Source organism: Mycobacterium sp. P4_H6 (assembly GCF_056400845.1).
Genome location: NZ_JBFUKN010000061.1, coordinates 14,782 through 36,213, shown reverse-complemented (window position 1 = coordinate 36,213; position 21,432 = coordinate 14,782). Strand labels below are relative to the sequence as shown.

General features: G+C 67.6%; 25 protein-coding genes. 7 read left to right on the top strand and 18 right to left on the bottom strand.

Annotation, left to right across the window (positions count from 1 at the left end; translation table 11 throughout):
* The 3 genes from AC1DTF_RS22410 to AC1DTF_RS22400 form a co-directional block, all read right to left on the bottom strand.
* A partial coding sequence (locus AC1DTF_RS22410; RefSeq protein WP_477475662.1) for an AAA family ATPase occupies nucleotides 1-408 on the bottom strand: 408 nt, incomplete at its 3' end.
* The gene (locus AC1DTF_RS22405) at nucleotides 405-1,679 is read right to left on the bottom strand and encodes an aspartate aminotransferase family protein (protein WP_477475661.1); all 1,275 of its coding nucleotides are present in this window, start codon (nucleotides 1,677-1,679) and stop codon (nucleotides 405-407) included. The genes AC1DTF_RS22405 and AC1DTF_RS22410, both read right to left, overlap by 4 nt.
* Nucleotides 1,680-1,687: 8 nt before the next feature.
* Nucleotides 1,688-3,247 carry an APC family permease gene (locus tag AC1DTF_RS22400; protein ID WP_057170235.1) on the bottom strand — a complete coding sequence of 520 codons (1,560 nt, stop codon included), beginning with the start codon at nucleotides 3,245-3,247 and terminating at the stop codon, nucleotides 1,688-1,690.
* Nucleotides 3,248-3,497: 250 nt separating this feature from the next.
* Here AC1DTF_RS22400 and AC1DTF_RS22395 point away from each other — a divergent pair, with 250 nt between their 5' ends.
* The 3 genes from AC1DTF_RS22395 to AC1DTF_RS22385 are packed head-to-tail and all read left to right on the top strand — an operon-like array spanning nucleotide 3,498 to nucleotide 6,042.
* Nucleotides 3,498-4,487: a phosphotransferase enzyme family protein gene (locus AC1DTF_RS22395; protein ID WP_477475660.1), complete on the top strand. Its 990-nt coding sequence runs from the start codon at nucleotides 3,498-3,500 to the stop codon at nucleotides 4,485-4,487.
* Nucleotides 4,488-4,495: 8 nt separating this feature from the next.
* Nucleotides 4,496-5,272 carry a 3-oxoacyl-ACP reductase FabG gene (fabG, locus tag AC1DTF_RS22390; RefSeq protein WP_057170237.1) on the top strand — a complete coding sequence of 259 codons (777 nt, stop codon included), beginning with the start codon at nucleotides 4,496-4,498 and terminating at the stop codon, nucleotides 5,270-5,272.
* Nucleotides 5,272-6,042, top strand: coding sequence for a GntR family transcriptional regulator (locus tag AC1DTF_RS22385; RefSeq protein WP_057170694.1), 771 nt, complete (start codon nucleotides 5,272-5,274; stop codon nucleotides 6,040-6,042). Before fabG ends, AC1DTF_RS22385 begins: the two co-directional genes overlap by 1 nt.
* Here the strand turns inward: AC1DTF_RS22385 and fgd are convergent.
* Nucleotides 6,002-7,012, bottom strand: coding sequence for a glucose-6-phosphate dehydrogenase (coenzyme-F420) (gene fgd / locus AC1DTF_RS22380; RefSeq protein WP_057170238.1), 1,011 nt, complete (start codon nucleotides 7,010-7,012; stop codon nucleotides 6,002-6,004). The two genes, AC1DTF_RS22385 and fgd, sit on opposite strands and share 41 nt — an antisense overlap.
* Nucleotides 7,013-7,082: 70 nt before the next feature.
* Here fgd and AC1DTF_RS22375 point away from each other — a divergent pair, with 70 nt between their 5' ends.
* Complete coding sequence (locus AC1DTF_RS22375) at nucleotides 7,083-7,814, top strand: MBL fold metallo-hydrolase (protein ID WP_477475659.1); 732 nt, start codon at nucleotides 7,083-7,085, stop codon at nucleotides 7,812-7,814.
* Here the strand turns inward: AC1DTF_RS22375 and AC1DTF_RS22370 are convergent.
* Genes AC1DTF_RS22370 through AC1DTF_RS22360 form a run of 3 tightly spaced genes read right to left on the bottom strand, consistent with a single transcriptional unit; the run spans nucleotide 7,804 to nucleotide 9,707 of the window.
* Nucleotides 7,804-8,094, bottom strand: a complete 291-nt coding sequence (locus AC1DTF_RS22370) for a hypothetical protein (protein ID WP_057170240.1) — start codon at nucleotides 8,092-8,094, stop codon at nucleotides 7,804-7,806. The genes AC1DTF_RS22375 and AC1DTF_RS22370 overlap by 11 nt on opposite strands.
* Before the next feature lie 9 nt (nucleotides 8,095-8,103).
* Nucleotides 8,104-9,216 (bottom strand): LLM class flavin-dependent oxidoreductase, encoded by a 1,113-nt coding sequence (locus tag AC1DTF_RS22365; protein WP_477475658.1) that lies wholly within the window; start codon nucleotides 9,214-9,216, stop codon nucleotides 8,104-8,106.
* Nucleotides 9,213-9,707 (bottom strand): GNAT family N-acetyltransferase, encoded by a 495-nt coding sequence (locus tag AC1DTF_RS22360; RefSeq protein ID WP_477475657.1) that lies wholly within the window; start codon nucleotides 9,705-9,707, stop codon nucleotides 9,213-9,215. Before AC1DTF_RS22360 ends, AC1DTF_RS22365 begins: the two co-directional genes overlap by 4 nt.
* 104 nt (nucleotides 9,708-9,811) lie before the next feature.
* Here AC1DTF_RS22360 and AC1DTF_RS22355 point away from each other — a divergent pair, with 104 nt between their 5' ends.
* Genes AC1DTF_RS22355 through AC1DTF_RS22345 form a run of 3 tightly spaced genes read left to right on the top strand, consistent with a single transcriptional unit; the run spans nucleotide 9,812 to nucleotide 11,326 of the window.
* The gene (locus tag AC1DTF_RS22355) at nucleotides 9,812-10,147 is read left to right on the top strand and encodes a guanyl-specific ribonuclease (RefSeq protein WP_477475665.1); all 336 of its coding nucleotides are present in this window, start codon (nucleotides 9,812-9,814) and stop codon (nucleotides 10,145-10,147) included.
* Nucleotides 10,144-10,422, top strand: coding sequence for a barstar family protein (locus AC1DTF_RS22350; protein WP_477475656.1), 279 nt, complete (start codon nucleotides 10,144-10,146; stop codon nucleotides 10,420-10,422). The genes AC1DTF_RS22355 and AC1DTF_RS22350 overlap by 4 nt, the downstream gene beginning before the upstream one ends.
* A gap of 43 nt (nucleotides 10,423-10,465) precedes the next feature.
* Complete coding sequence (locus AC1DTF_RS22345; protein ID WP_057170244.1) at nucleotides 10,466-11,326, top strand: SDR family oxidoreductase; 861 nt, start codon at nucleotides 10,466-10,468, stop codon at nucleotides 11,324-11,326.
* Here the strand turns inward: AC1DTF_RS22345 and alr are convergent.
* The 11 genes from alr to AC1DTF_RS22290 form a co-directional block, all read right to left on the bottom strand.
* A complete protein-coding gene (alr, locus tag AC1DTF_RS22340) occupies nucleotides 11,272-12,405 on the bottom strand; it encodes an alanine racemase (RefSeq protein WP_477475664.1) in 1,134 nt (377 codons plus the stop codon). The genes AC1DTF_RS22345 and alr overlap by 55 nt on opposite strands.
* Entirely contained in the window at nucleotides 12,402-13,421 is a 1,020-nt protein-coding gene (locus AC1DTF_RS22335) for an aminotransferase class IV (RefSeq protein WP_477475655.1), read from the bottom strand. Before AC1DTF_RS22335 ends, alr begins: the two co-directional genes overlap by 4 nt.
* 35 nt (nucleotides 13,422-13,456) lie before the next feature.
* Complete coding sequence (locus AC1DTF_RS22330; RefSeq protein ID WP_057170247.1) at nucleotides 13,457-14,959, bottom strand: APC family permease; 1,503 nt, start codon at nucleotides 14,957-14,959, stop codon at nucleotides 13,457-13,459.
* A gap of 104 nt (nucleotides 14,960-15,063) precedes the next feature.
* Nucleotides 15,064-15,987, bottom strand: a complete 924-nt coding sequence (locus tag AC1DTF_RS22325; RefSeq protein ID WP_235571565.1) for a LysR family transcriptional regulator — start codon at nucleotides 15,985-15,987, stop codon at nucleotides 15,064-15,066.
* On the bottom strand, nucleotides 15,980-17,368 hold the full coding sequence (xylB, locus tag AC1DTF_RS22320; RefSeq protein WP_477475654.1) for a xylulokinase: 1,389 nt from the start codon (nucleotides 17,366-17,368) through the stop codon (nucleotides 15,980-15,982). Before xylB ends, AC1DTF_RS22325 begins: the two co-directional genes overlap by 8 nt.
* Before the next feature lie 12 nt (nucleotides 17,369-17,380).
* Nucleotides 17,381-17,782, bottom strand: a complete 402-nt coding sequence (locus AC1DTF_RS22315; protein WP_057170249.1) for a hypothetical protein — start codon at nucleotides 17,780-17,782, stop codon at nucleotides 17,381-17,383.
* Between the two features lie 3 nt (nucleotides 17,783-17,785).
* Nucleotides 17,786-19,006 (bottom strand): O-succinylhomoserine sulfhydrylase, encoded by a 1,221-nt coding sequence (locus AC1DTF_RS22310; RefSeq protein WP_477475653.1) that lies wholly within the window; start codon nucleotides 19,004-19,006, stop codon nucleotides 17,786-17,788.
* Nucleotides 19,003-19,434 carry a rhodanese-like domain-containing protein gene (locus AC1DTF_RS22305; RefSeq protein ID WP_057170251.1) on the bottom strand — a complete coding sequence of 144 codons (432 nt, stop codon included), beginning with the start codon at nucleotides 19,432-19,434 and terminating at the stop codon, nucleotides 19,003-19,005. Before AC1DTF_RS22305 ends, AC1DTF_RS22310 begins: the two co-directional genes overlap by 4 nt.
* 16 nt (nucleotides 19,435-19,450) lie before the next feature.
* Complete coding sequence (locus tag AC1DTF_RS22300) at nucleotides 19,451-19,888, bottom strand: Rv0361 family membrane protein (RefSeq protein ID WP_156409394.1); 438 nt, start codon at nucleotides 19,886-19,888, stop codon at nucleotides 19,451-19,453.
* The gene (gene purT, locus AC1DTF_RS22295; protein ID WP_477475652.1) at nucleotides 19,885-21,090 is read right to left on the bottom strand and encodes a formate-dependent phosphoribosylglycinamide formyltransferase; all 1,206 of its coding nucleotides are present in this window, start codon (nucleotides 21,088-21,090) and stop codon (nucleotides 19,885-19,887) included. The genes AC1DTF_RS22300 and purT overlap by 4 nt, the downstream gene beginning before the upstream one ends.
* Before the next feature lie 23 nt (nucleotides 21,091-21,113).
* On the bottom strand, nucleotides 21,114-21,428 hold the full coding sequence (locus tag AC1DTF_RS22290; RefSeq protein ID WP_477475651.1) for a UBP-type zinc finger domain-containing protein: 315 nt from the start codon (nucleotides 21,426-21,428) through the stop codon (nucleotides 21,114-21,116).
* Nucleotides 21,429-21,432: the final 4 nt, after the last annotated feature.

Genomic DNA, 21,432 nt, shown 5'->3' with positions numbered 1-21,432 from the left:
CAGTTCACTGGGCGCCGCCACATCGGTGTAGTCGCTGCCGACGATGAGGACTGCATCGGAGCGGTCGGCGACCCGGTGGAAGCGGTCCACGATCTCGGCGATGGCCGCCTCGGGGTCCTCGTGGAGCTGCTGGTAGCTGACACCGGCGCATTCCTCGTAGGAGAGTCCGGCGGTCGCCTGGGACAGCAGCAGTTCCAGGATGTAGTCGCGTTCGCCCTCGGCGTCATCCTGGGGCGAGCGAAGCGACGGGGAAGAATCACGATGTTCCAGTCGGGTGATGGGCCGGAACACCGCGACCCTGGCGACGGTGGCAGCCAGCTTGTGCAGAATGCCCAGTGCGATGGTGGATTTTCCGGTGTCACCCTCGGGTGACGCTATGTAGATGGCCGAAGCAGCATGCGYGGTCACTCGGCCAAGCTTGCCAGCACCTCACCGAGTTCGGCAACGAAGCGGTCCACGTCGGACATCGAGAACACCATCGGCGGCCTGATCTTGAGGACATTGCCGTCCCCACCGCACACCGATATCAGCACCCGCCGTTCCCGCATGGCGTTCACGATCCACCGTGCCGTCGCGCGATCCGGCAGGCCGGCATCGTCGAGCACCTCCACCCCGAGGTACAGCCCGGCACCGCGCACCTGCCCGATGCGGCGATGGCCGGCCGCCAGCCGGGCCACCTCGGCACGCAGGTCGCCACCCACGGTGGCGGCATTGGCGATCAGGCGTTCGCGTTCGATGACGTCCAGGACGGCGGCCGCGGCCGCCATCGACACCGGGTTGCCCCCGAAGGTGTTGAAGTACGGCACACTGGTGGCGAAGCCGGCGAGTACATCACCGCGGGCCGCCATGGCGGCCACCGGCAGCCCGTTGGCCATCGGCTTACCCATGGTCACCAGGTCGGGCACCACACCGTGTCGGRTGAAGCCCCACATTCCCGCGCCGGTGCGGCCGAATCCCGGTTGCACCTCATCGGCGATCAGCACCCCGCCGGCGGCCCGGACCGCCGCCACCGCCGGCGCCAGCACCAACGGGTCCGGGTAGATGCCGTCGGAGGAGAAAATGGTGTCGACGATCAGCGCGCTCACGCCGAAACCGCTGTCCTGCAGGTCGGAGATCGCCGCGGCGATCTCGGCGCGCTCCAGCCGCGGTGACACCGTGCGCACATGGCGCCCCAGCACGGTGCGCCCTCCGATCGAGGGCGAGATCGCCGTCACCGCTTCGGTATTGCCGTGGTAGGCCTCTTCCGTGACGATCACGCCGGTGGCGCCGGTGTGCATCGCCGCGACCCGCAGCGCGAGATCGTTGACCTCGGAACCGGTGCAGGCGTACATCACCTGATCGATGGCGTCTGGCATGGTGGACAGCAGCCGCTGCGAGTAGTCGACGATGCCCTCGTGCAGGTACCGGGTGTGAGTGTTGAGGGTGCTCAACTGCCTTGTCACCGAATCGATCACGTGCGGGTGGCAGTGCCCGACGCTGGCGACGTTGTTGTAGGCGTCGAGGTAGTCATTGCCCTCGGCGTCGTAGAGCTTCGTGCCGAATCCCCGCACCAGATGCACCGGCTTGTCATAGAACAGCCGGTACGCGGGACCCAGGACCCGGTCACGGGCAGCTATCAGGGGGTCATCCAGCTGACCACCCTGATAGCTGTTGGAATCCATGATGTTGGAGAAAGGCATGATTCCCGTCAGCGCTCGTGGGCTTCTTCCAGAACGGTACGGCCCAGTTCGCCATACCGCTGCGGATCTTTGAACTTCAGGAACACCGCAAGCAGCACACCGCCGATGCCGACGATGCCGACGACCCACGGGATGGCGGCGAAGATCCAGTCGGTGGCCGCCGTGCCCGCCGCGAACGACGCGTTCTTGGCCAGCAGGTAGACCACGTACACCATCCCGAGGCCGCCCAGCAGCGGCGCCAGGAAGGTGGTGAACCAGTTGGCGGTCTCCGGATGACGTTTCTGCACATGGAAGTACGCGATCACCGAGAACGCGGCGAGCGCCTGGACGATCATGATCGCCGTGGTACCCAGCAGGGCCATCAGACCGTACAGACCGGTGTAGGGGTCACGGTGGGTGAGCTCGAAGAAGATCACGACCAGGAAGGCGAAACCGGTCTGCACGAAGCCGGCGATGTGCGGTGAGCCGTGCACCCGGTGGGTGGCACCGATGGTCTTACGCATACCGGGGATGACATCCTCCCGGCCCAGGGCGTACAGGTAGCGGGCGGCACAGTTGTGGAATGCCAGGCCGCAGGCGAACGAACCTGTCATCAGCAGGATCTTGAACAGATCGACCGCCCACTGCCCGAGGTTGTCCTGCACCGGGTTGAAGAAGATGTTGCCCGCCGTGGCCGAATCCTGTGCCAGCGCAATGGCATTCTCCGGTCCGGTACCGACGATCGCGAGCCAGGACACCACCACGTAGAACGCGCCGATGCCGATCACGGAGCTGATGACGGCGATGGGGATGATCTTCTTGGGGTTGCGCGACTCCTCGCCGTACATGGCGCTGGACTCGAAACCGACCCAGGACCAGAACGCGAAGAACAGGCCGACACCGGCGGACCCGACGACGGCCATCGTGGAACCGTCGGCACCCTCGACGACGCCCGACAGGCTCTGAAAACCGTTGAGCGGGTTCAGTGATCCCCAGGACCAGCCCTGCGGACCGCCGCCGGTGAACAACACCGACAGCGCCATCGCGGCCAGCATGACGATCTCGGTGACGAGGAAGACCCCGAGCACCTTGGCGGCCAGATTGATGTCGAAGTAGGTGAGCAGGGCGTTGACGGCGAGCATCACCAGCGCGAACACCAGCCACGGCACGTCTACGCCGAACAGCGACGAGAACAGGTCGGTGCCGAAGAACGAGAAGATCCCGATCAGCGACGCCTCGAACACCATGTACGCCAACGCCGTGAGGAAGCCGGCGCCCAGTCCGACGATGCGCCCCAGGCCGTGGGAGATGTACCCGTAGAAGGCGCCGGTGGCGGTGATGTGCTTGCTCATCGCGGCGTAGCCGATGGCGAACAGCGTCAGCACGATGGTGGCGACGAAATAACCGGCGGGCGCGTTGGCGCCGTTACCGAAGCCGACCGCGATGGGCACGTTGCCGACCATCGCGGTGATGGGCGCCGCGGTGGCGACCGCCATGAACAGCACACCCCACAGCCCGACCGCATTCGGTTTGAGACGTTGGATGGGGTTGGCACCCGTGGGGGCCGGTGGATCGATGATCTCGCTCATTGCATCCCAATCTGAGGGCATATCCCAGACCGATATTTGGTCTGGTTTCGAAGTGCCGTCGGCCCCGATGCCGATGACGAAAGACGACGCCGGCAATTGTTACCTCGCTCAGATTCGTTGGTCAACTGGAGATTTAAGCTGTCAATTGGCTGTGTTTCGGCAGTGTTTCCAACCTGAGCGTATTGCAACGCCGCCGTTAAAATCGTCGATTTGGTCTGCTTTGGCCCGACAATTGGCCCACACTGATCGAATGCCGGGATTGCCTGCCGACCATGCGTGCTTCGCCCGGGCGGCACTGTCCGCCTATGGCCGCGACCTCGATACCCCCCTGCGGCTGCTCAGCCTGTCCGAGAACGCCACCTACCAGGTGTGCGATGACGATCCGATCGTCCTGCGCGTGCACCGGCCGGGCTATCACTCCCTCGACGGCATCCGCTCCGAACTCGCCTGGATGGCCGCGTTGCGCCACGACACCGTGGTCAAGACCCCCGAGCTGGTGCGCTCGACCTCAGGCCTCGATGTGGTCACCGCCTCCGTGGACGGCCGCGACCTGCACGTCGACGCCGTCACCCTGATTTCGGGCTGTACCGCCGAGGAGGTTCCGCACGCGGTCGGGTTCGCCGAACTCGGCGAGCTGACCGCGATCATGCACGATCATGTGCAGGACTGGGCCGCGCCGTCCGACTTCACCCGCTTCCGCTGGGACCTCGACGACATCCTCGGCCCCGGCGCCCGCTGGGGTGACTGGCGCGAGGCACCCGGACTGGCCGACACGGACCGGTCCGCCATCATGCGCGCAGCGCACCACATCACCGAACAGCTGTCCGAATTCGGCACCGAATCAGACAGATTCGGCCTGATCCATGCCGATCTGCGGCTGGCGAACCTGATGGTCGATCCGGCCGCACCGTCGGCGGGGATCACCGTGATCGACTTCGACGACTCCGGGTGGGGTTGGAATCTGGCCGACCTGGGCGCGGTGGTGTCCTGGATCGAGGACACCCCCGAGGCCGAGCGCATCGTGGCCGAATGGCTGCGCGGCTACCTGAAGGTGCGCGCGCTGCCCGACGAGCACCTGGCGCTCATCCCCACCTTCGTCATGCTGCGCCGGATCCAGCTCACCGCGTGGATCGCCTCGCACGCGGACGCCGACGCCGCCAAAGCCATCGGTCCCGGATACGCCGTCGGGACCGCCCGCCTGTCCGAGCGGTATCTCGCCGATCGCACCTGGTTACGTTGAGGAGACACATGTTCGACCTGCAGTCCCGCTCGGTTCTGGTGACCGGCGGCAGTAAGGGGATCGGCCGCGGTATCGCCACGGTATTCGCCCGCGCCGGCGCGAATGTCGCGATCGCGGCGCGGACGGCAACCGGTCTCGACGAGGCGGTGGCCGCCCTGGACGAGCTGGGTGACGGCACGGTGATCGGGGTGCGCGCCGACGTGAGCGACCGGCAGTCCTGTACCGAGATGGCCGCCACCGCCGTCGAGGCCTTCGGCGGCCTGGATGTGTTGTGCGCCAATGCCGGAATCTTTCCCGACGCTCCACTTGCCACCATGACGCCCGAGCAGCTCAACGAGATCATGGGCGTCAACGTCAACGGCACGTTCTACGCGGTGCAGGCCTGCCTGGACGCGCTGATCGCGTCCGGCACCGGGCGGGTGATCCTGACGTCGTCGATCACCGGGCCGATCACCGGTTACCCCGGTTGGTCCCACTACGGCGCCACCAAGGCCGCACAGCTCGGATTCATGCGCACCGCCGCAATCGAGTTGGCGCCCAAGGGGATCACCGTCAACGCCGTGCTGCCCGGCAACATCCTCACCGAAGGCCTGCTGGAAAACGGGGAGGACTACATCGCCAGCATGGCGCGGTCGATTCCGGCCGGCGCCCTGGGCACACCGGAGGACATCGGTCATCTCGCGGCGTTCCTGGCCACCAGAGAAGCCGCCTACATCACCGGCCAGGCCATCGCCGTCGATGGAGGCCAGGTGTTGCCCGAGTCGTTGGACGCGATAGCCACCTGATCATGGAATCGGCGGGGGGAGCGGTAGCAGAAGATGTGCGCCGGCGGATTCTGTCCATGCTGTCCAGCGGTGCACTGCGCCCGGGTTCTCGGCTGGGCACCGAACGGGAGATGGCCGAGCAGTTCGCCGTGTCGCGTGCAACGCTGCGCAGCGCACTGCTGCCGCTGAGCCAGGCCGGAGTGCTGGAGCGCCGCACCGGTCGCGCCGGCGGCACCTTCATTCGCGCAGATGTGGTGCAGCGCAACGCCGCCGAGCAGGTGGGGCTACCCGCCCGGCTGCACAGCGGTGGCCACACCAGCGACACGAAAGTCCTTGGCACCGATAGCAGACCGGCCACCCTCGCCGAGTCGGTTGCCCTGGAGGTCCCGGAGGACACCCCGGTCATCGTGATCCGCCGGTTGCGATACGCCGACGGGGTACCGCTGTCGGTGGACCTGTCCTGTTTCGTCGCCGCACATGCCGCCGATCTGCTGGCCCAGCCGCTCGGCGGATCGCTGTACGAACTGTTGCGGCAGCGGTACGGACTGGAGCCCGCCAGCACCACCGAAACCATCGAGGTGGTCAGCGCGAGCCCGCGGGAAGCCACCTGGCTCGCGATCGCGCACCGCAAACCGCTGCTGGCCATCACCCGGGTGACGCGGGACAACAGCGGGCGCCCGTTCGAGTTCGCCTACGACCTGTTCCGCGCCGACCGGGTCCGGTTGACCGCGACCAGCAATGGCGGTGGTGTCAGCCCAGTTTCCGCAACCGTGGTTCCAGATCCCGCTTGAACAGCTCCAGGAAGCGGCGCTGGTCATGGCCGGGCGCGTGGAACACCAGGTGGTTCAGGCCCCAATCCACGTAGTCCTTGACCTTGGCGACGGCCTCATCGGGATCCGACGCGACGATCCAGCGCTTGGCCACCTGCTCGATGGGCAGCTCGTCGGCGGCCTTTTCCATCTCCAGCGGGTCGTCGATCGAATGCTTCTGCTCGGCGGTCAGCGACAGCGGCGCCCAGAACCGGGTGTTCTCCAGCGCGGCCTCCGGGTCGGTGTCGTAGGAGATCTTGATCTCGATCATCCGGTCGATGTCATCGGGGTTCTTGTCCGCCGCCTCCGCGCCCTCGCGCATGGCCGGGATGAGCTTCTCCTTGTAGAGCTCCTCCCCCTTGCCGGAGGTGCAGATGAAACCGTCACCGGCGCGCCCGGCGTACTTGGCGACCTGCGGCCCACCGGCGGCGATGTAGATCGGGATACCGCCCTCGGGGACGTCGTAGATCGAGGCGCCCTTGGTCTTGTAGTACTCACCCTCGAAGTCGACGCGGTCACCGAGCCACAGCTCGCGCATCAGCCGCACCGATTCACGCAGCCGGGCGTAGCGCTCCTTGAACTCCGGCCATTCGCCCTCGTATCCGGTGGCGATCTCGTTGAGTGCTTCACCGGTGCCCACACCGAGGAAGATCCGGTCCGGGTACAGGCAGCCCATGGTCGCGAAGGCCTGCGCGATGACCGCCGGGTTGTAGCGGAAGGTCGGGGTGAGCACCGAGGTGCCCAGGATCAGCCGCTGCGTGCGCTCACCGACGGCGGTCATCCAGGCCAGCGAGAACGGGGCATGGCCGCCCTCGTGGCGCCAGGGCTGGAAATGATCACTGACGGTCGCACTGTCCATGCCGTGCGCCTCGGCCTCCACGGCCAGTTCGACGAGCTCACGCGGGGCGAACTGTTCCGCCGACGCCTTGTATCCCAATTTGAGTTCAGCCACGGTTCCTTTTTACTCCGTCTCCATTTCCCCTGTCGCTTCGCTCCTGCCCTCCGGACCTACACTCGCGGGCATGCCGGCAGCCCTGCACCGCATCACCGACTCCGTCTACTTCGTCCAGACCGACCTGGTGAACTGGACGCTGGTGACCGACGACGACGGCGTCATCCTGATCGACGCCGGGTATCCGGGTAGCCGCGAGGAGGTCCTCGACTCGGTGCGCGAGCTCGGATTCGGCCCCGGCGACGTGCGGGCCATCCTGCTGACCCACGCTCACGTGGACCACCTCGGATCGGCCATCTGGTTCGCGAAAACCCATGGCACACCGGTGTATACGCACGCCACCGAGGTCGGGCACGCGAAGCGGCAGTACCTGGAGCAGGCATCGCCGGTGGATGTGCTCACCCGCGCCTGGCAGCCGCGCTACCTCGCCTGGTCGCTGGCGCTGGTCCGCAAGGGCGGTCTGACCCATGAGGGCATCCCGACGGCCGAGGCGTTCGACGAGAACATCGCCGCGACGCTGCCCGGCACCCCGATCGCCGTTCCGACGCCGGGGCACACCGGCGGCCACTGCTCCTATCTGGTCGACGGGGTGCTGGTGGCCGGGGACGCGCTGATCACCGGGCACCCGGTGAGCTCCCGGCGCGGCCCGCAGCTGCTGCCGGGCCTGTTCAACCACGATCAGGACGGCTGTGTGCGCAGCCTGGCCGCCCTGGGCATGCTGGACACCGAGGTGCTGCTGCCCGGGCACGGTCCGGTGTGGCACGGTCCGATCCGGGACGCCGCGGACGCGGCTAGCCGATGAGCTCGTAACCGAACAGGAAGACCGCGGTCACCACCAGACCGCACACCAGCACGATGGTGGGCAGCAGGATCATCTGGTCGAGTTCCTCGCTGTCCAGGGCGTCGTTCTCCGACGGGCCGAACAGCACCCGGCCCGCCGCATTGCCGCGCAGTCGGATCACCGTTCGCCGCACGGCGGGAACCTCGCTGTTGCGGCCGACAAGCGTGCGCACACCGATGCCCAGTAGCGCCGTGAACAGCGCGGCGGCCAGGATCAGGAGGCCCACGGTGGCGAGTGACACCGCCTCAGACTACGAGGCCGTCCAGGCCTTGGCGACCAGCTCATGGGAGCGCAACCGATCCTCGTGCCGGTACGCCACCGACGTGATGACCAGTTCGTCGGCGTCGGTGACCCGCTGCAGGTCCGACAGCCGCTGCGCCACCTCGCCGGCGTCGCCCACGAATTGCGTTGCGATGCGGTCCTTCACGAGCTCACGCTGCTCATCGCTCAGTGGTGACACGCCGTCCGGATCGGGATACGGCGCGGCGCCGCCGCCGGCCCGGATCGAATGCACCCAGTGCCCGAAGCTTGCGGCCAGATGCTGCGCGGTCGCGTGGTCATCGGCGGCGAGCACGTCCGCCGACACCACCACGTAGGGTTCGGCCAACGCCTCCGAGGGCTGAAAGGCGTTGCGGTAGGCCTCGATCGCTTCCAGCGCGGTGGCCGGTGCGATGTGATAGGCGGCGACGAACGGTAATCCCTGCGCACCGGCGACTCGTGCGCTCTGCCCCCTGCTGCTGCCGAACACCCACGGCCGCAATGCGGTGCCCTCGCCGGGAGTGGCGTGCGCCTCGAATCCGTCCACCCGGTACGTGCCGTTGAGCAGGTCCAGGATATCGGCGACCTGATCACCGAAATCCGGTGCGACGGCGTCGGGTTGCTGCAGCGTCGTCATCGTCGCCTTCAGACGCGGGTTGCGCATCAGTGCCGACAGGTCGAACGGGGCGGGCACCACGACACCGTCGACCTCGTGCCACTCCCGTGGCGGCCTCGGCTCGCGCGGCGTCTCCCGGATCGCCTCGGTGCGGCGCTGCCCCGAACGGCCCACCCCGAGGTCGATGCGTCCCGGGTGGAAGGCATCCAGGGTCGCGAAGCTCTCCACCACCGCGATGGCGGTGGTGTGGCCGAGCTGCACCGCGGCCGCGCCGACATGAATGGTCTTGGTGGCGGCGGCGATCTGACCGATCAGCACCGCCGGTGACGCACTGGCCACCGCGACATAGTGATGTTCGGCCACCCAGTAGCGGCGGTAGCCCCACTGCTCGGCGTGCTGGGCGAGGTCCACGGTGTTGCGCAACGCCGCAGGGGCGTCACTGCCCGCGCTGAGCGGGGCGAGATCCAGCACGGAAAGTGGAACGCTCATGTCAGTACCTTCTCGAATGCGATCGGGTAGATGTCGCCCTCGGCGGGCAGCGGTTCGGCCAGGCGGGTGTAGCCGGCCGATTCGTAGAGCGCCTCCGCCTCGGGCTGGCGATCCCCGGTGGTCAGGTAGATGCGCCGGTAGCCGCGTTCGGCGATCACTGCTTCCAGCGCCACCAGCAGTGCCTTGGCGTAGCCACGCTGCCGGTACCCGCTGTGGGTCCAGATCCGTTTGAGTTCGGCGGTGTCGGCGTCGAAGCGCTGGAACGCCCCGCCGGTGACGGGTTCGTCGCCGAGCAACCCGATCAGCAGTGCACCGTGTGGTGCGGCGAACTCCTCGGCCGGATGACCACGCAACCAGGCCGCCACGCCGGCTGCGGTACCGCCGTAGCGCTGCGAGTATTCGATGGTCAGTTCGGCGAGCAGCGGCTCCGCCAGCGGGTCGGCCTGGCCCACGGCGACGAAGCTCAGAGATTCCACCAATGCTCCTACCATCACGTGAATGTCTAACGTGCCCAGCCGTCCCGCATTCCGGGCGGGGGTATCAGCTCAGCATGATCGAAAATAGGCGCAGGTTGCTAGCGTCTTGACCCATGCGCATGGCGATGGCGACCGCACTGTTGTGTGGGCTGATCGCCGGCTGCATACCGGCGGACGAATGTTCCTTGGCCCGCCTGCCCCCGGAGGTCGCGGCCACCGTGGACCTCATCGAGGCCGGAGGGCCCTTTCCGCATCCCCGCAATGACGGGACCACCTTCGGCAACTACGAGGGCCGCCTACCCGAGCACGAGCGGGGCTACTACCGCGAGTACACCGTGCCGACACCGGGACTGCATCACCGCGGGACGCGTCGCATCGTCGCCGGCGGCGACCCGCCGGACTTCTACTACACCGACGATCACTACGAATCCTTCTGCCAGATCGGAGTTGCATGAAGACCTACCGGATCGACGGCGCACGGATCTCATCGCCGCCGGACTTCTACGCCGAGATCGGTCGCGCGGTCAACGGTGACGGCGGCTATTTCGGGTCGAACCTGGACGCGCTGGYCGACTGTCTGCGCGGCGGCTTCGGCACCCCCGAGGACGGCGGATTCCGGTTCGTCATGACGTCATACCGCCACGTCAAGGGGGCCGTCGGCGATCAGATGTGGAGCACCCTGCTGCACCTGTTCGGCACCGAGGGTGTCGACCTGTGGCTCACTCCCTGAGGCCACTTTCGCAAAAAACTTGACACGTGTAAAGTTCGCCGCCATGGACAACATCAGCGGCAAGACCATCGCGATCACCGGAGCTGCCCGCGGTATCGGTTATGCCACCGCCAAGGCCCTGCTGGCACGTGGGGCCCGGGTCGTCATCGGCGACCGTGACGTCGCACTGCAGGAATCCGCCGTCGTGGACCTCACCAAGCTCGGGCAGGTCTCCGGCTACCCCCTCGACGTCACCGACCGGCAGTCCTTCGAAACGTTCCTGGACAAGGCCCGCACCGACGGTGGCGGCCACATCGACGTGCTGATCAACAACGCGGGCGTGATGCCGGTCGGCCCGTTCCTGGAGGAGACCGAGCAGTCGGTCCGGTCCTCGCTGGAGGTCAACGTCTACGGCGTGCTCACCGGCTGCCAGCTCGCACTGCCGGACATGGTTCGCCGCCGCAGCGGCCACATCATCAACATCGCCTCGCTGTCCGGCCTGATCCCGCTGCCCGGCCAGGTGGTCTATGTCGGCGCCAAGTACGCGGTGGTCGGCCTGACCACCGCGCTGGCCGACGAGATGGCGCCGCACGGCGTCAACGTCTCGGTGATCATGCCGCCGTTCACCAACACCGAGCTGATCTCCGGCACCAAGTCCGGCGGTGCGATCAAGCCCGTCGAGCCGGAAGAGATCGCCGCCGCGATCGTCAAGACGCTCGACAAGCCCAAGACCCATGTGTCGGTGCCGCCGCCGCTGCGGTTCACCGCGCAGGCCGCCCAGATGCTGCCGCCCAAGGGCCGCCGGGCCATGAACAAGGCGCTCGGCCTGGACCGGGTGTTCCTCGAAGTCGATACCGCCAAGCGCAAGAGCTACGAGGACCGCGCGCGGGCCGCGCAGGGTGTCATCGAGTCCGACGGCAAGTAGCGGCGGCGGGTCCGCCCGCCGATCCCGGTCAGGATCTCGTAGTCGATGGTGCCGGTCGCCTGCGCCCAGTCGTGAGCGCTGGCACCGTCGCCGCCGAACAGCACCGCATGATCTCCCTCGGTCACGCCACCGCCGTCGTGGCCGAGGTCCACCACCAGCTGGTCCATGCAGATCCGCCCGACACCCGCGAAGCGCCGTCCGTTGATCTGGACCGGCAGCCCGTCACTGAGCGCGCGGGGCACCCCGTCGGCGTACCCACAGGCCAGCACCGCAACGGTGGTGTCCTGGCGGGCAACCCAGCGATGGTTGTACGAAATACCCTGGCCGGTGGCGATCTTCTTGATCATCGCCACCTCCGCGGTGAAGGTCATCGCCGGCACCAGCCCGAAATCACCGAGTTGCGGCACCGGGCTGCACCCGTAGAGCGCGATGCCGGTACGCACGAAATCCCGAGACAGCCCCCGATCGGTCAGTGCCGCCGCAGAATTCGCGATATGCACCCGATCCGGATGCAGGCCGAGACGACGCAGATCGGCGATGCAGTCATCCAGGCCGACGGCCTGTGCGGCATTGAGCGGGTGGCCCGGCTCGTCGCCGAAGGCGAGATGACACATCACCGTGCGCAGCCTGACGGCGTCATCGACCAAGCGGGCACGTACCTCCTGCCAATCGGCGAGCGTGAAGCCGTTGCGCCCCAGACCGGTGTCGATCTTGACGCCGACGGTGGCCTGCTGTCCCAACTGTCGTGCGGCAGCAACGACGCGTTCCCACTGATATCGGGCAGCGACCACCACCTCGATCCCGGCAGCGATGGCCGCGGCGAAATCCGTTGACGGCGTGTGCAGCCAGGCGATCACCGGGGCGATGATGCCGCCGGCCCGCAGCGCCAGTGCCTCGCCGACGGTGGCCACCCCGAGCTCGACGGCCCCGGCCGCCAGCGCGGCGCGGGCCACCTCCACGGCGCCGTGGCCGTAGCCGTCGGCCTTGACCACGGCGATCACCTCGGCACCGGAGCGGTCCTGCAGCACACCGACGTTGTGGGCGATCGCCGACAGGTCGATGACCGCTTCCGGGCTCAGTACTCGATCGCTTCGATCAGCGGCGACGGCTCATCCATCAACGCCCAGAACCGGTCCCGGATCGCGACCGTCATCGGGCCGGGCTCACCGTTGCCAATCGCCTCACCGTCGAGGCTGTTGATCGGGGTGACACCGCCGGCGGTGGTGACCGCCATCAACTCGTCGGCGTCGTAGAGCTCACGGCTGGTGACATCGCGCAGGGTGGCCTCGATGCCCATCTGGTCGGCCAGCTCGAACACCGTCTTGCGGGTGATGCCGGGCAACGCATTTCGCGACGGGGATGCCAGTTTGCCGTCCTTGACGATGCAGACGTTGAACCCGGGGCCCTCGGCGACGCAGTTGTCGGAGTCCAGCAGGRTCGCGGTGCGGGCACCGCGGTCCTTGGCCTCGAAGCTGGCCGCGGTCAGATCGCCCCACTGGTAGTTCTTGATGGTGGGGTCGACGGTGTTGCGCCCGGCGCGGCGGACGTGGCGCGGCACGATGGCGGTGGTGCCGAAGATCTGCTCGGCGGGCGGGAAGGCCCACAGGTAGGGAATGGCGTAGATGTACACCTGGTGGGTCAGCTTGGAGAGGTCCTTCTCGCCCTTGCGTTTTCCGTAGCCGCGCGTCACGGTGAGGTTGACGAAGGATTCCCGCAGCTGTGACAGCGAGACGCACTTTTTGGTGATCTCGGCGAGCTCGTCCTTGCTCATGCCGGCGTCGAGGCGCAGCTTGCGTGAACCGTCGAGCAGACGGTCCAGGTGATCGCCCAACCGGAAGATGTTGCCGTGCCAGACGTGTGCCACCGTGTAGGTCAGATCGGAATGCCCGAACCCGGTGTCGAAGATCGAGATCTTGGCCTCTTCGGCCGGCATGTACTCGCCCTCGATCCAGGCGACGCCACCGGCGAACGGGCTGGAGGTGTCCAGTTCGTAGTCGCTGTACTGGATCACCGAACCTTGCGGGGTGGCTTCGCGGATGGCGGCGCCGGGCTCGACGGCAACCAGGTTGGAGGTGCCGATATCTGTTGCGGTCATGTGAATTTCCTTTTGCGAATTAGACGTTGTGGCTATTAGACGTTGTGGCTCTTGGCGTATGCCACGCCGGCTTCACCCCGGGCGAGGCGGGCCTTCAGGCCGGTGGCCCACCAGATCGCGGCGATCACCACGACACCGAGGAACACCCATTTGTTGTTGGTGAACTGCGGCAGGAACAGCAGTGTCACGGCGACGCTGAGGAATACGACCAGCGCGGTGATGTAGATCGGCAGCCGGAACCGGCCCAGGTCGAAGGTGCCGGGGTCAGCGGCCGGGATGGTGCCCTTGCGGTAGCCGACCAGCAGCCCGATGGTCTGCAGGATGTAGACGAAGAAGAACAGCAGCGACGCGATGCCGATGATGTAGTTGAACGCCTTCTCGTTGACGATCGCCGAGAGCAGCAGCAGGGTCGACAGGCAGCCCAGGCCGATGATCGAGTAGGTCGGCGTCTTGCGGGTGGGCGAAACATGGCGCCACACATGGGAGAACGGCAGCATGTTGTCGCGAGCCATCGAGTAGGTCAGCCGGGTGGCGACCAGGATGTTGGCCAGCAGGCAGGCCAGGATGTTCGTCAGCGCGATGGCGACGATGATCTTGGTGACGACGGGGCCGGCCTGCTGGGTGATGATCTCCTCGATCGGTGCGCCCGAGTTCGCCTCCACCGCAGCCGGATCCTTGATGGCGAGAACGTAGACGATGTACATCAGCAGCTCGATCACGATCGAGGTGACCAGGGCGTAGAACATCGTCTTGGGCACGACCCGGCGGGCGTCCTTGGTCTCCTCGGCGACGTCGGCGCCGGACTCGACGCCGATGAGCCCGAAGAACGGACCGAGCGCGGCGGCCAGCCAGGCCAGCATGTAGGAGTCCTTGTCGCCCGCTTCTCCGCCGGTGAACAGCACCGAGATCGGTTGGTGGTTCTCGGGCGCGGAGAACGCGATGATGGCGATGAGCGCGGTGGCGCCGACGGTGATGACCAGTTCCAGGCTGACGCCGATGTTGTTGACCATGGTGGCGAACCGGACACCGTAGATGTTGATCAGCACGCAGACGAACACCACGGCGATGGCCAGCAGGATCTGCGTCGTCTGCGTCATGGTCCAGCCGAACAGCCCGCCCAGGTAGCCGGACAGGATGAAGCCGACACCGGTCATCCCGCACACCCACCCCATCAGGGCGATGAAACCGGTGAACCAGGCCAGGTTCGGCCCGTTGATCCGGCTGATCCACTGGTAGGAATAGCCGGCCAGCGGCAGCTTCGCGGTCAGGTCCGCCGCGATGAAGGTCCACAGCGCGAACACAGCGCCGGCGAGCAGCAGCGTCCACACGAACGGCGCGCCCGCGGTGAAGTAACCGGCACCGAAGCCGGTGAACACCGCGGTGGTGGCGCTGATGGTTGCGAAGCCGATGGCGAAGGAGGCCAGCGTGCCGACCGAGCGGTCCAGCTTCTGGGTGTAGCCCAGCTCGGCGAGCTTGGAATCTTCGGCATTCAAAGCGGACGCCGATGTATCAGTGGGTCGTACCGGGGTGTCGGTCATGGGATCTCCAGGTCGGAGCAGGGGTGAGATGTCTGATGACAGACAATCGCCACCGGGCGGTCACCGGAAGTTCCATCTTTTGATCTTCTGATAGCCAATATTTATCAGTGCTGGTCGAGCGGAGTTTCGTCGCCGTCATCGAATCCCCAATTCTGCTGGACATGCCTGATCAGGGCATCCGCCTGCGGGCTCAGCGTGCCGGGATGCCAGGCCAGCGCGACATGGCTGGGCGGGCGATCGACGATCGGCACGTAGACGATCCCGGGCCGGTCATAGAACCGGGCCACCGACGAAGTGGTGAAGCTGATGCCCAGGCCGCGGGCGATGCAGGTGGTCTCGGCCTCGTAGGTGGCCGCGACCGCCGCGATGGTCGGTGGCCGGTTCCCGCGGGCGTCCATCGCCATCCAGTAGTCCCGCCACGGTCCGGCGGTCAGCGGCGCGCAGACGATCGGGTCGTCGAGCAGTTCGGCGATCTCGACCTCGTGGCGGCCCGCCAGCGCATGGTCCCGGGGCAGGCAGGCCACCCAGGATTCCGAGTCGAGCACCAGCATGCGGTGCTCGGGCAGGTCGACCGGCGGGCGGATCAGGGCGACCTCGGTGGTGCCGGCGGCCAGGCCGGCGGTCGGGTCGGCGAAATCGAACTCGATGGGTTCGACGCTGACATCCGGGTAGGCGGCCTCGAAATGCCGCACGACGCGGAACAGCAGATCGGCACCGGTGCCGATGAGGTAACCCAGCCGCAGCCGGCCCTGCCGGGTGCCCGACAGGGTGACCAGATTGGCCACCACCGCGTCGATCCCGGAGAGCGCCTGCTGCACCTGCGGCAACCACGCCGCACCGAGATCGGTGAGCGCGACCTCGCGGGTGTTGCGGTTGAACAGCACCACGCCGAAGGCCTGTTCGAGCTGTTTGATCGCGGTGGACAGCGCCGGCTGGGTGATGAACAGGCGCTCGGCCGCGCGACGGTAGTTCAGCTCCTCACCGAGGACGGCGAAGTAGCGCAGCTGCCGCAACGTCAGGTCACTCACGACAGCCCTCGGTGAGATCGCGGACATCGGCGTAGCGGCGCCGCACCGCGGGCACGGCGGCCGCCTCGTGGCGCCGCGCGGGCGCCGAATCCCATTCCGGCAGTGTGCCGGTCAGCGCCCATGCGGCCTGACGTGCCGCGCCGAGCGCCACATACTCGGCGGCTTCCGGGACGTACACCGGCACACCGAACACGGTCGGGGCGATCTCGCGCAACGCCGCCGACTTGGCGCCGCCGCCGACCAGCAGGATCCGCCGAGCGGGCACACCGAGCGACGTGAGGTGATCGAGGCCGTCGGCCAGTGCGCACAACAGGCCCTCGACCGCGGCCCGCGCCAGATTCGCGGCGGTGGCATTGCCCACCCGCACCCCGTGGATCGCCCCGGTGGCAGCGGGCCGGTTCGGGGTCCGCTCCCCCTCCAGGTAGGGCACCATGACCAGCCCCTCGCTGCCCGCCGGCGCCGACAGCGCCAGCCGGGACAGCTCGTCGTGATCGACGCGCAGCAGGGCGGCCGCGGCGTCGAGCACCGGCGCCCCGTTGAGGGTGCACACCAGCGGCAGGTGACGGCCGGTGCCRTCGGCGAACCCGGCGACGAAGCCGCCGGTGTCGCGGGCCGGGGCCCCGGCGATGGCCGAAACCACCCCCGAGGTGCCGATGGACACGATGACATCACCCTCGACCGCACCCAGACCCAGTGCGGCGGCGGCATTGTCGCCCAGCCCCGCGCCGAACACGGCGTCTCCCGCCGCGACGGCGTCCCCCGGCGCCAGCACCCGGGGCAATGCGGGTGCTCGGCCGCGCAGCGCCAGTTCCAGCAGATCGGTGTCGTAGGCATCGCGGGCGGCGTCGAAGTATCCGGTGCCGCTGGCATCGCTGCGGTCGGTGAACACCGAGGCCGGATTGGTCTCACCGCGCAGTCGCCAGCTCAGCCAGTCATGGGGCAGGCAGACGGTGCCGGTGCRGTCCGCGTTGGCCGGTTCGTTGTCGGCCAGCCAGCGCAGCTTCGCCACCGTGATCGCGGCCAGCGGGACCACCCCGACCCGCTCGGCCCAGGCTGCCGCGCCCAGTTCGGACACCAGGTCGGCCGCCGCGCCCGCCGATCTGGTGTCGTTCCACAGCAGCGCGTTTCGCACCACCTGCCCGTCGGCGTCCAGGCACACCATGCCGTGCTGCTGGGCGCCGACCGACACCGCTGCCACGTCCTGCAGCCCACCGGCCGACGCGATCGCCGTGTCGGCGGCGGATTCCCATGCGGCAGGGTCGATCTCGGTGCCGCCGGGATGGCGGTCGCGGCCCTCGCGCAGAATCTGACCGGTCTCGGCGTCGCAGACCAGCACCTTGCAGGACTGCGTGGAGGAGTCGATTCCCGCGACGAGGGTCATGGGTGAGAGACCCTAGCCGAACTCCGGGACCGGGTCACCGTTCCGGTACGTCTCGATGGCTGCCAGGTGCTCGAACAGCTGGGTATGGGTGAACGGGTGCTGGGTGGTGGTGCCGACCAGCACCACCCGCACGATCGCACCGTCCTCGGCGGCATCCAGCCACAGCGAGGTCACCGGCAGACCGTCGTCGACCTCCGCACCGGACGGTTCGAAGAACCACACCGCGTAATCGTCATCGGACTGTTCTTCGTCGAAGGTCCAGTCCCGGGCGGTGATCCGTTCGTCGAACTCGGCCAGATCGGCGACGATCCCGTCCGGGATGGCGGCCAGTTGGTCCATGATCACCGCAGGAACCCGAGCGGCCCCCTGCCGCTTCTTACGGCGCGCCTTCTTGGCATCTCCACGCTTGGACACAGCTCAGCTCAGCGCCTGGTCCAGGTCGGCGAGCAGGTCCTCGGTGCCTTCCAGGCCGACCGAGATCCGCACCACGCCGTCGCCCAGCCCGATCGCCGCGCGACCCTCCGGGCCCATCGCCCGGTGGGTGGTGGTGGCCGGGTGGGTGATCAACGATTTGGCGTCACCGAGGTTGTTGGAAATGTCGATGATATTCAGCTTGTCGAGCACCTCGAAGGCGCGGTCCTTGCCACCATCGAGCTCGAAAGTGACGACCGTCCCGCCGCCGCGCATCTGCCGCTTCGCCAGGTCGAACTGCGGATGTGATTCCAGGAAGGGGTATTTCACCCAGTTCACTTCGGCCTGCTGCTCCAGGAACTCGGCGACCCGGTGCGCCGAGCGGTTCGAGTAGTCCACCCGGACCGCAAGCGTCTCAAGACCTTTGAGCAAGGTCCAGGCGTTGAAGGCACTGATCGCCGGACCGGTGTGGCGCATCAGCTTCTGCACCGGTCCGTCGATGTACTCCTTGTCGCCGAGGATCGCCCCGCCCAGCACGCGGCCCTGGCCGTCGATGTGTTTGGTGCCGGAGTAGACCACCACGTCAGCTCCGAGCGGGATACCCTGCTGCAGCAACGGCGTGGCGAAGACATTGTCCAGCACCACTTTTGCGCCGGCCGCGTGCGCCAGCTCGGACACCGCCGCGATATCGACCAGTGACTGCATCGGGTTGGACGGGGTCTCGAAGAACACCGCCTGGGTGGGCTTGCTGAGCGCCTCTTCCCACTGCGACAGGTCGTCGCCGTCGACGAAGACGGTTTCCACACCCCAACGCGGCAGGATCTCGTTACACACCACGAAACACGAACCGAACAGGCTGCGGGCGGCGACCAGCCGGTCACCGGCACCCAGCAGCGCGCCCAGCGAGGTGAACACCGCGGCCATACCGGTGGCGGTGGCGAATGCGGCGGGCGCATCCTCGATGAGGCGCAGGCGCTCCTCGAACATCGAGATGGTCGGGTTGCCGTACCGGGAGTAGACGTACCGGTCGATCTCGCCGGTGAACGCCTTCTCCGCATCACCGGCCGAGGAGTACACGTAGCCCGAGGTCAGGTACAGCGCCTCGGCGGTCTCCTCGAAACCGGACCGCAGCAAGCCGCCGCGCACCCCGATCGTGGCCTGGCTGACGCCGTCGGGCAGCGGTGTGGGAATCCGGACCGACGGCACCTGCTCATCGGGGCTGGTCATGACTGCGTCCAGGGCAGGCCGACCGCTTTCCACCCGGTCGCGCCGCGGTGGCCGTCGGCGTCGAGGTTGCCCTCGAACCCGTCGAGCACGTTGTAGGACGGGCCGATGCCCGCCTCGGTGGCGGTGATGGCCGAACCGATGGACCGATTGCCGGACCTGCACAGGAACACCACCGCGCGCTGCCCGGGGGCGATACCGGCCTTGCCGAGATCATCGACGAAGTTGTCATTGTGGGAGCCGTCGGTCTTGGTCCACTCCACGTAGACGACATCGCGGCGCAGTGAGCTCAGGTCGGGAACGCCCACGAAACGCCACTCGGCTTCGGTACGACAATCGACGAGCACGGCTTCGGGATTGGCGGACAGCAGCTCCCATGCCTGCTCTGGCGTGATGTCTCCGGCGTAGCCCGGACTCTCGGATGATGACACCCCAATACCGTAACGGCTAGGCCGGTCCAACCGAGCACACCTTCCAGCTGCCGTCCTCACGCACGAAGGACATGTCCACGGTGGCCTCGGTCTCCTCGTTCTCGCCGAAGTGATACCTGACGGTGGCGGTGGCCTTGTCGCCATCGACCTCGACGTTGCTCGCGCCGTCGACGTACCGCTCCCCACGCTGGGCCGCTGAATCCCGTTGCCGGGTGAGCACCTCGTCCTCGGTGCCGTGCTGTTCGGCGCAGGTGCTCGCCAGGAAAGCCGCGTAGTCCTGCCTCTGGAGCGCATCGTTCTGGGCGACCACGACCCGCCCGATCTGTTCGGGGTCTCCGTCACCGTCACCGCGGTTGACCACAAAAATCCCGGTGATCACAACCACGATGATGACCAGGGCCAGCAGGAACGGTGTCGCGGTCGGCCGGTCCTGATCGTCGGGTGCGTCGCTCACGACTGCCAGAGCCTACGCAGCGACACCGCGGTGCGCTGCGCACGGTCCCTGGCCACCGTGACGTCGGGAGCCGTGGCGATCGCGGCACCCAGCCGGTGCCTGCCATCGGTCTCGTCGAGCCGGTCGAACAGCAGCACATCGCTCTCGGCCACCGCGAGCGCCTCGGAGAGCACCCCGACGATGTCGGATTCGGAAGGCGCAGATGTCTCGCCGCCGGCGTAGCCGATCTCTGCGGCGCCGGGCGAGATCATGATGGTGTCGACCGTCAGGCCCAGGATCGCCCGGGCGTGCAGGTCGAACTCGGAGAGCCGCTGGGTCCGCACGGTGAGGAACGCGTTGTCGACGGGCCGCGGGCGGACCGTGGAGAAGTAGACCTCATCGCCGCGCACCAGCAATTCCACCGCGAACACCCCGCGCCCGCCGAGTGAGTTCACGATGCGGGCCGCGATCGACTTGGCAGCATCGAGGGCGGCCGGGCTGAGCCGGTGGGGCTGCCAGGTCGCCAGCGTGCCGTCCTGGGCGACGCGATGCCCGATCGGCTCGCAGAAGTGCACCGCCGGCCCCGTCGGGCCGCTGGTGCGCACGGTCAGCAGGGTGACCTCGTCGTCGACGTCGACCACCGTCTCGGCCATCACCCGGTTGGGCGTGGTGAGGTGGCCCGCCGCGATGGCCCGGTTCCAGGCCGGCTCGACATCCTCGGTGCGCAGCAGCACCGAGCGGCCCTCGCCCGGGGCGCCGGCGACCGGGGTGACCGCCAGCGGGAATCCGGCGTGCTCGGCGACGGCGGCCAGTTCCTTGGCCGAACCGGCGAACCAGAACGGGGCGGTGGGCAGGCCGAGTTCGTCGGCGGCCAGGCGGCGCAGGCCCTCGCGGTCCAGGCTCAGCCGCGTGGCGCGCGGCGCGGGGAAGACCTCGATGCGTTCGGACAGTGCGCCCAGTGCATCGGTGGCGACCACACCCGCCTCCACGACGATGTAGTCGGGGCGCTCCCCCTCGACCGCGGCGGTCAGGGCATCGGGGTCGTTCATCCGCACCACCGCGCTGCGATCCGCGACCCGGTGTGCCGGTGCGTCGGCGTAGCGATCGACGGCGACGACGGCCGCGCCGAGACGCTGAAAGGACAGCGTCAGTTCACGACTCACCTCACCGGACCCGAGCAGCATCACCAGAGGTCTCGCGGTCTCTTCAGCATGTCTGGTCATCGCTCACCCAGCCTGCCAGATCCTCAGCCGATCCGGCTGTCGACATAGCACCATCGCCAGGACTCGCCGGGCTCCACCGAACGCATCACCGCATGGCCGGTCTGCCGGAAGTGTTCGGTGGCGTGCTGATGCGGACTGGAATCGCAGCATCCGACGTGTCCGCAGGCCAGGCACATCCGCAGATGCGCCCAGGCGTCCTGCCCGTCATCGGTGCATTGCTGGCAGCGTCCCGGGGTCAGCGGCTCCGGATCTACGATGCCTACCGCGGTCTGAAGATGCTCACACGAGTTCGGGGCTGCCGGAGGTGCCGTCGCACGGCGTCGGGAACTCTTGCGCATGTTG

Excerpts from the sequence above, each read along its gene's own strand:
- AC1DTF_RS22360 (WP_477475657.1), bottom strand. The coding sequence starts at position 9,707 with ATGGTAGGAGCATTGGTGGAATCTCTGAGCTTCGTCGCCGTGGGCCAG.
- AC1DTF_RS22375 (WP_477475659.1), top strand. The coding sequence starts at position 7,083 with ATGCCGGCAGCCCTGCACCGCATCACCGACTCCGTCTACTTCGTCCAG.
- AC1DTF_RS22290 (WP_477475651.1), bottom strand. The coding sequence starts at position 21,428 with ATGCGCAAGAGTTCCCGACGCCGTGCGACGGCACCTCCGGCAGCCCCG.
- AC1DTF_RS22355 (WP_477475665.1), top strand. The coding sequence starts at position 9,812 with ATGGCGATGGCGACCGCACTGTTGTGTGGGCTGATCGCCGGCTGCATA.
- AC1DTF_RS22395 (WP_477475660.1), top strand. The coding sequence starts at position 3,498 with ATGCCGGGATTGCCTGCCGACCATGCGTGCTTCGCCCGGGCGGCACTG.
- fabG (WP_057170237.1), top strand. The coding sequence starts at position 4,496 with ATGTTCGACCTGCAGTCCCGCTCGGTTCTGGTGACCGGCGGCAGTAAG.
- purT (WP_477475652.1), bottom strand. The coding sequence starts at position 21,090 with ATGACCAGACATGCTGAAGAGACCGCGAGACCTCTGGTGATGCTGCTC.
- AC1DTF_RS22345 (WP_057170244.1), top strand. The coding sequence starts at position 10,466 with ATGGACAACATCAGCGGCAAGACCATCGCGATCACCGGAGCTGCCCGC.
- AC1DTF_RS22365 (WP_477475658.1), bottom strand. The coding sequence starts at position 9,216 with ATGAGCGTTCCACTTTCCGTGCTGGATCTCGCCCCGCTCAGCGCGGGC.
- AC1DTF_RS22310 (WP_477475653.1), bottom strand. The coding sequence starts at position 19,006 with ATGACCAGCCCCGATGAGCAGGTGCCGTCGGTCCGGATTCCCACACCG.
- AC1DTF_RS22330 (WP_057170247.1), bottom strand. The coding sequence starts at position 14,959 with ATGACCGACACCCCGGTACGACCCACTGATACATCGGCGTCCGCTTTG.
- AC1DTF_RS22400 (WP_057170235.1), bottom strand. The coding sequence starts at position 3,247 with ATGAGCGAGATCATCGATCCACCGGCCCCCACGGGTGCCAACCCCATC.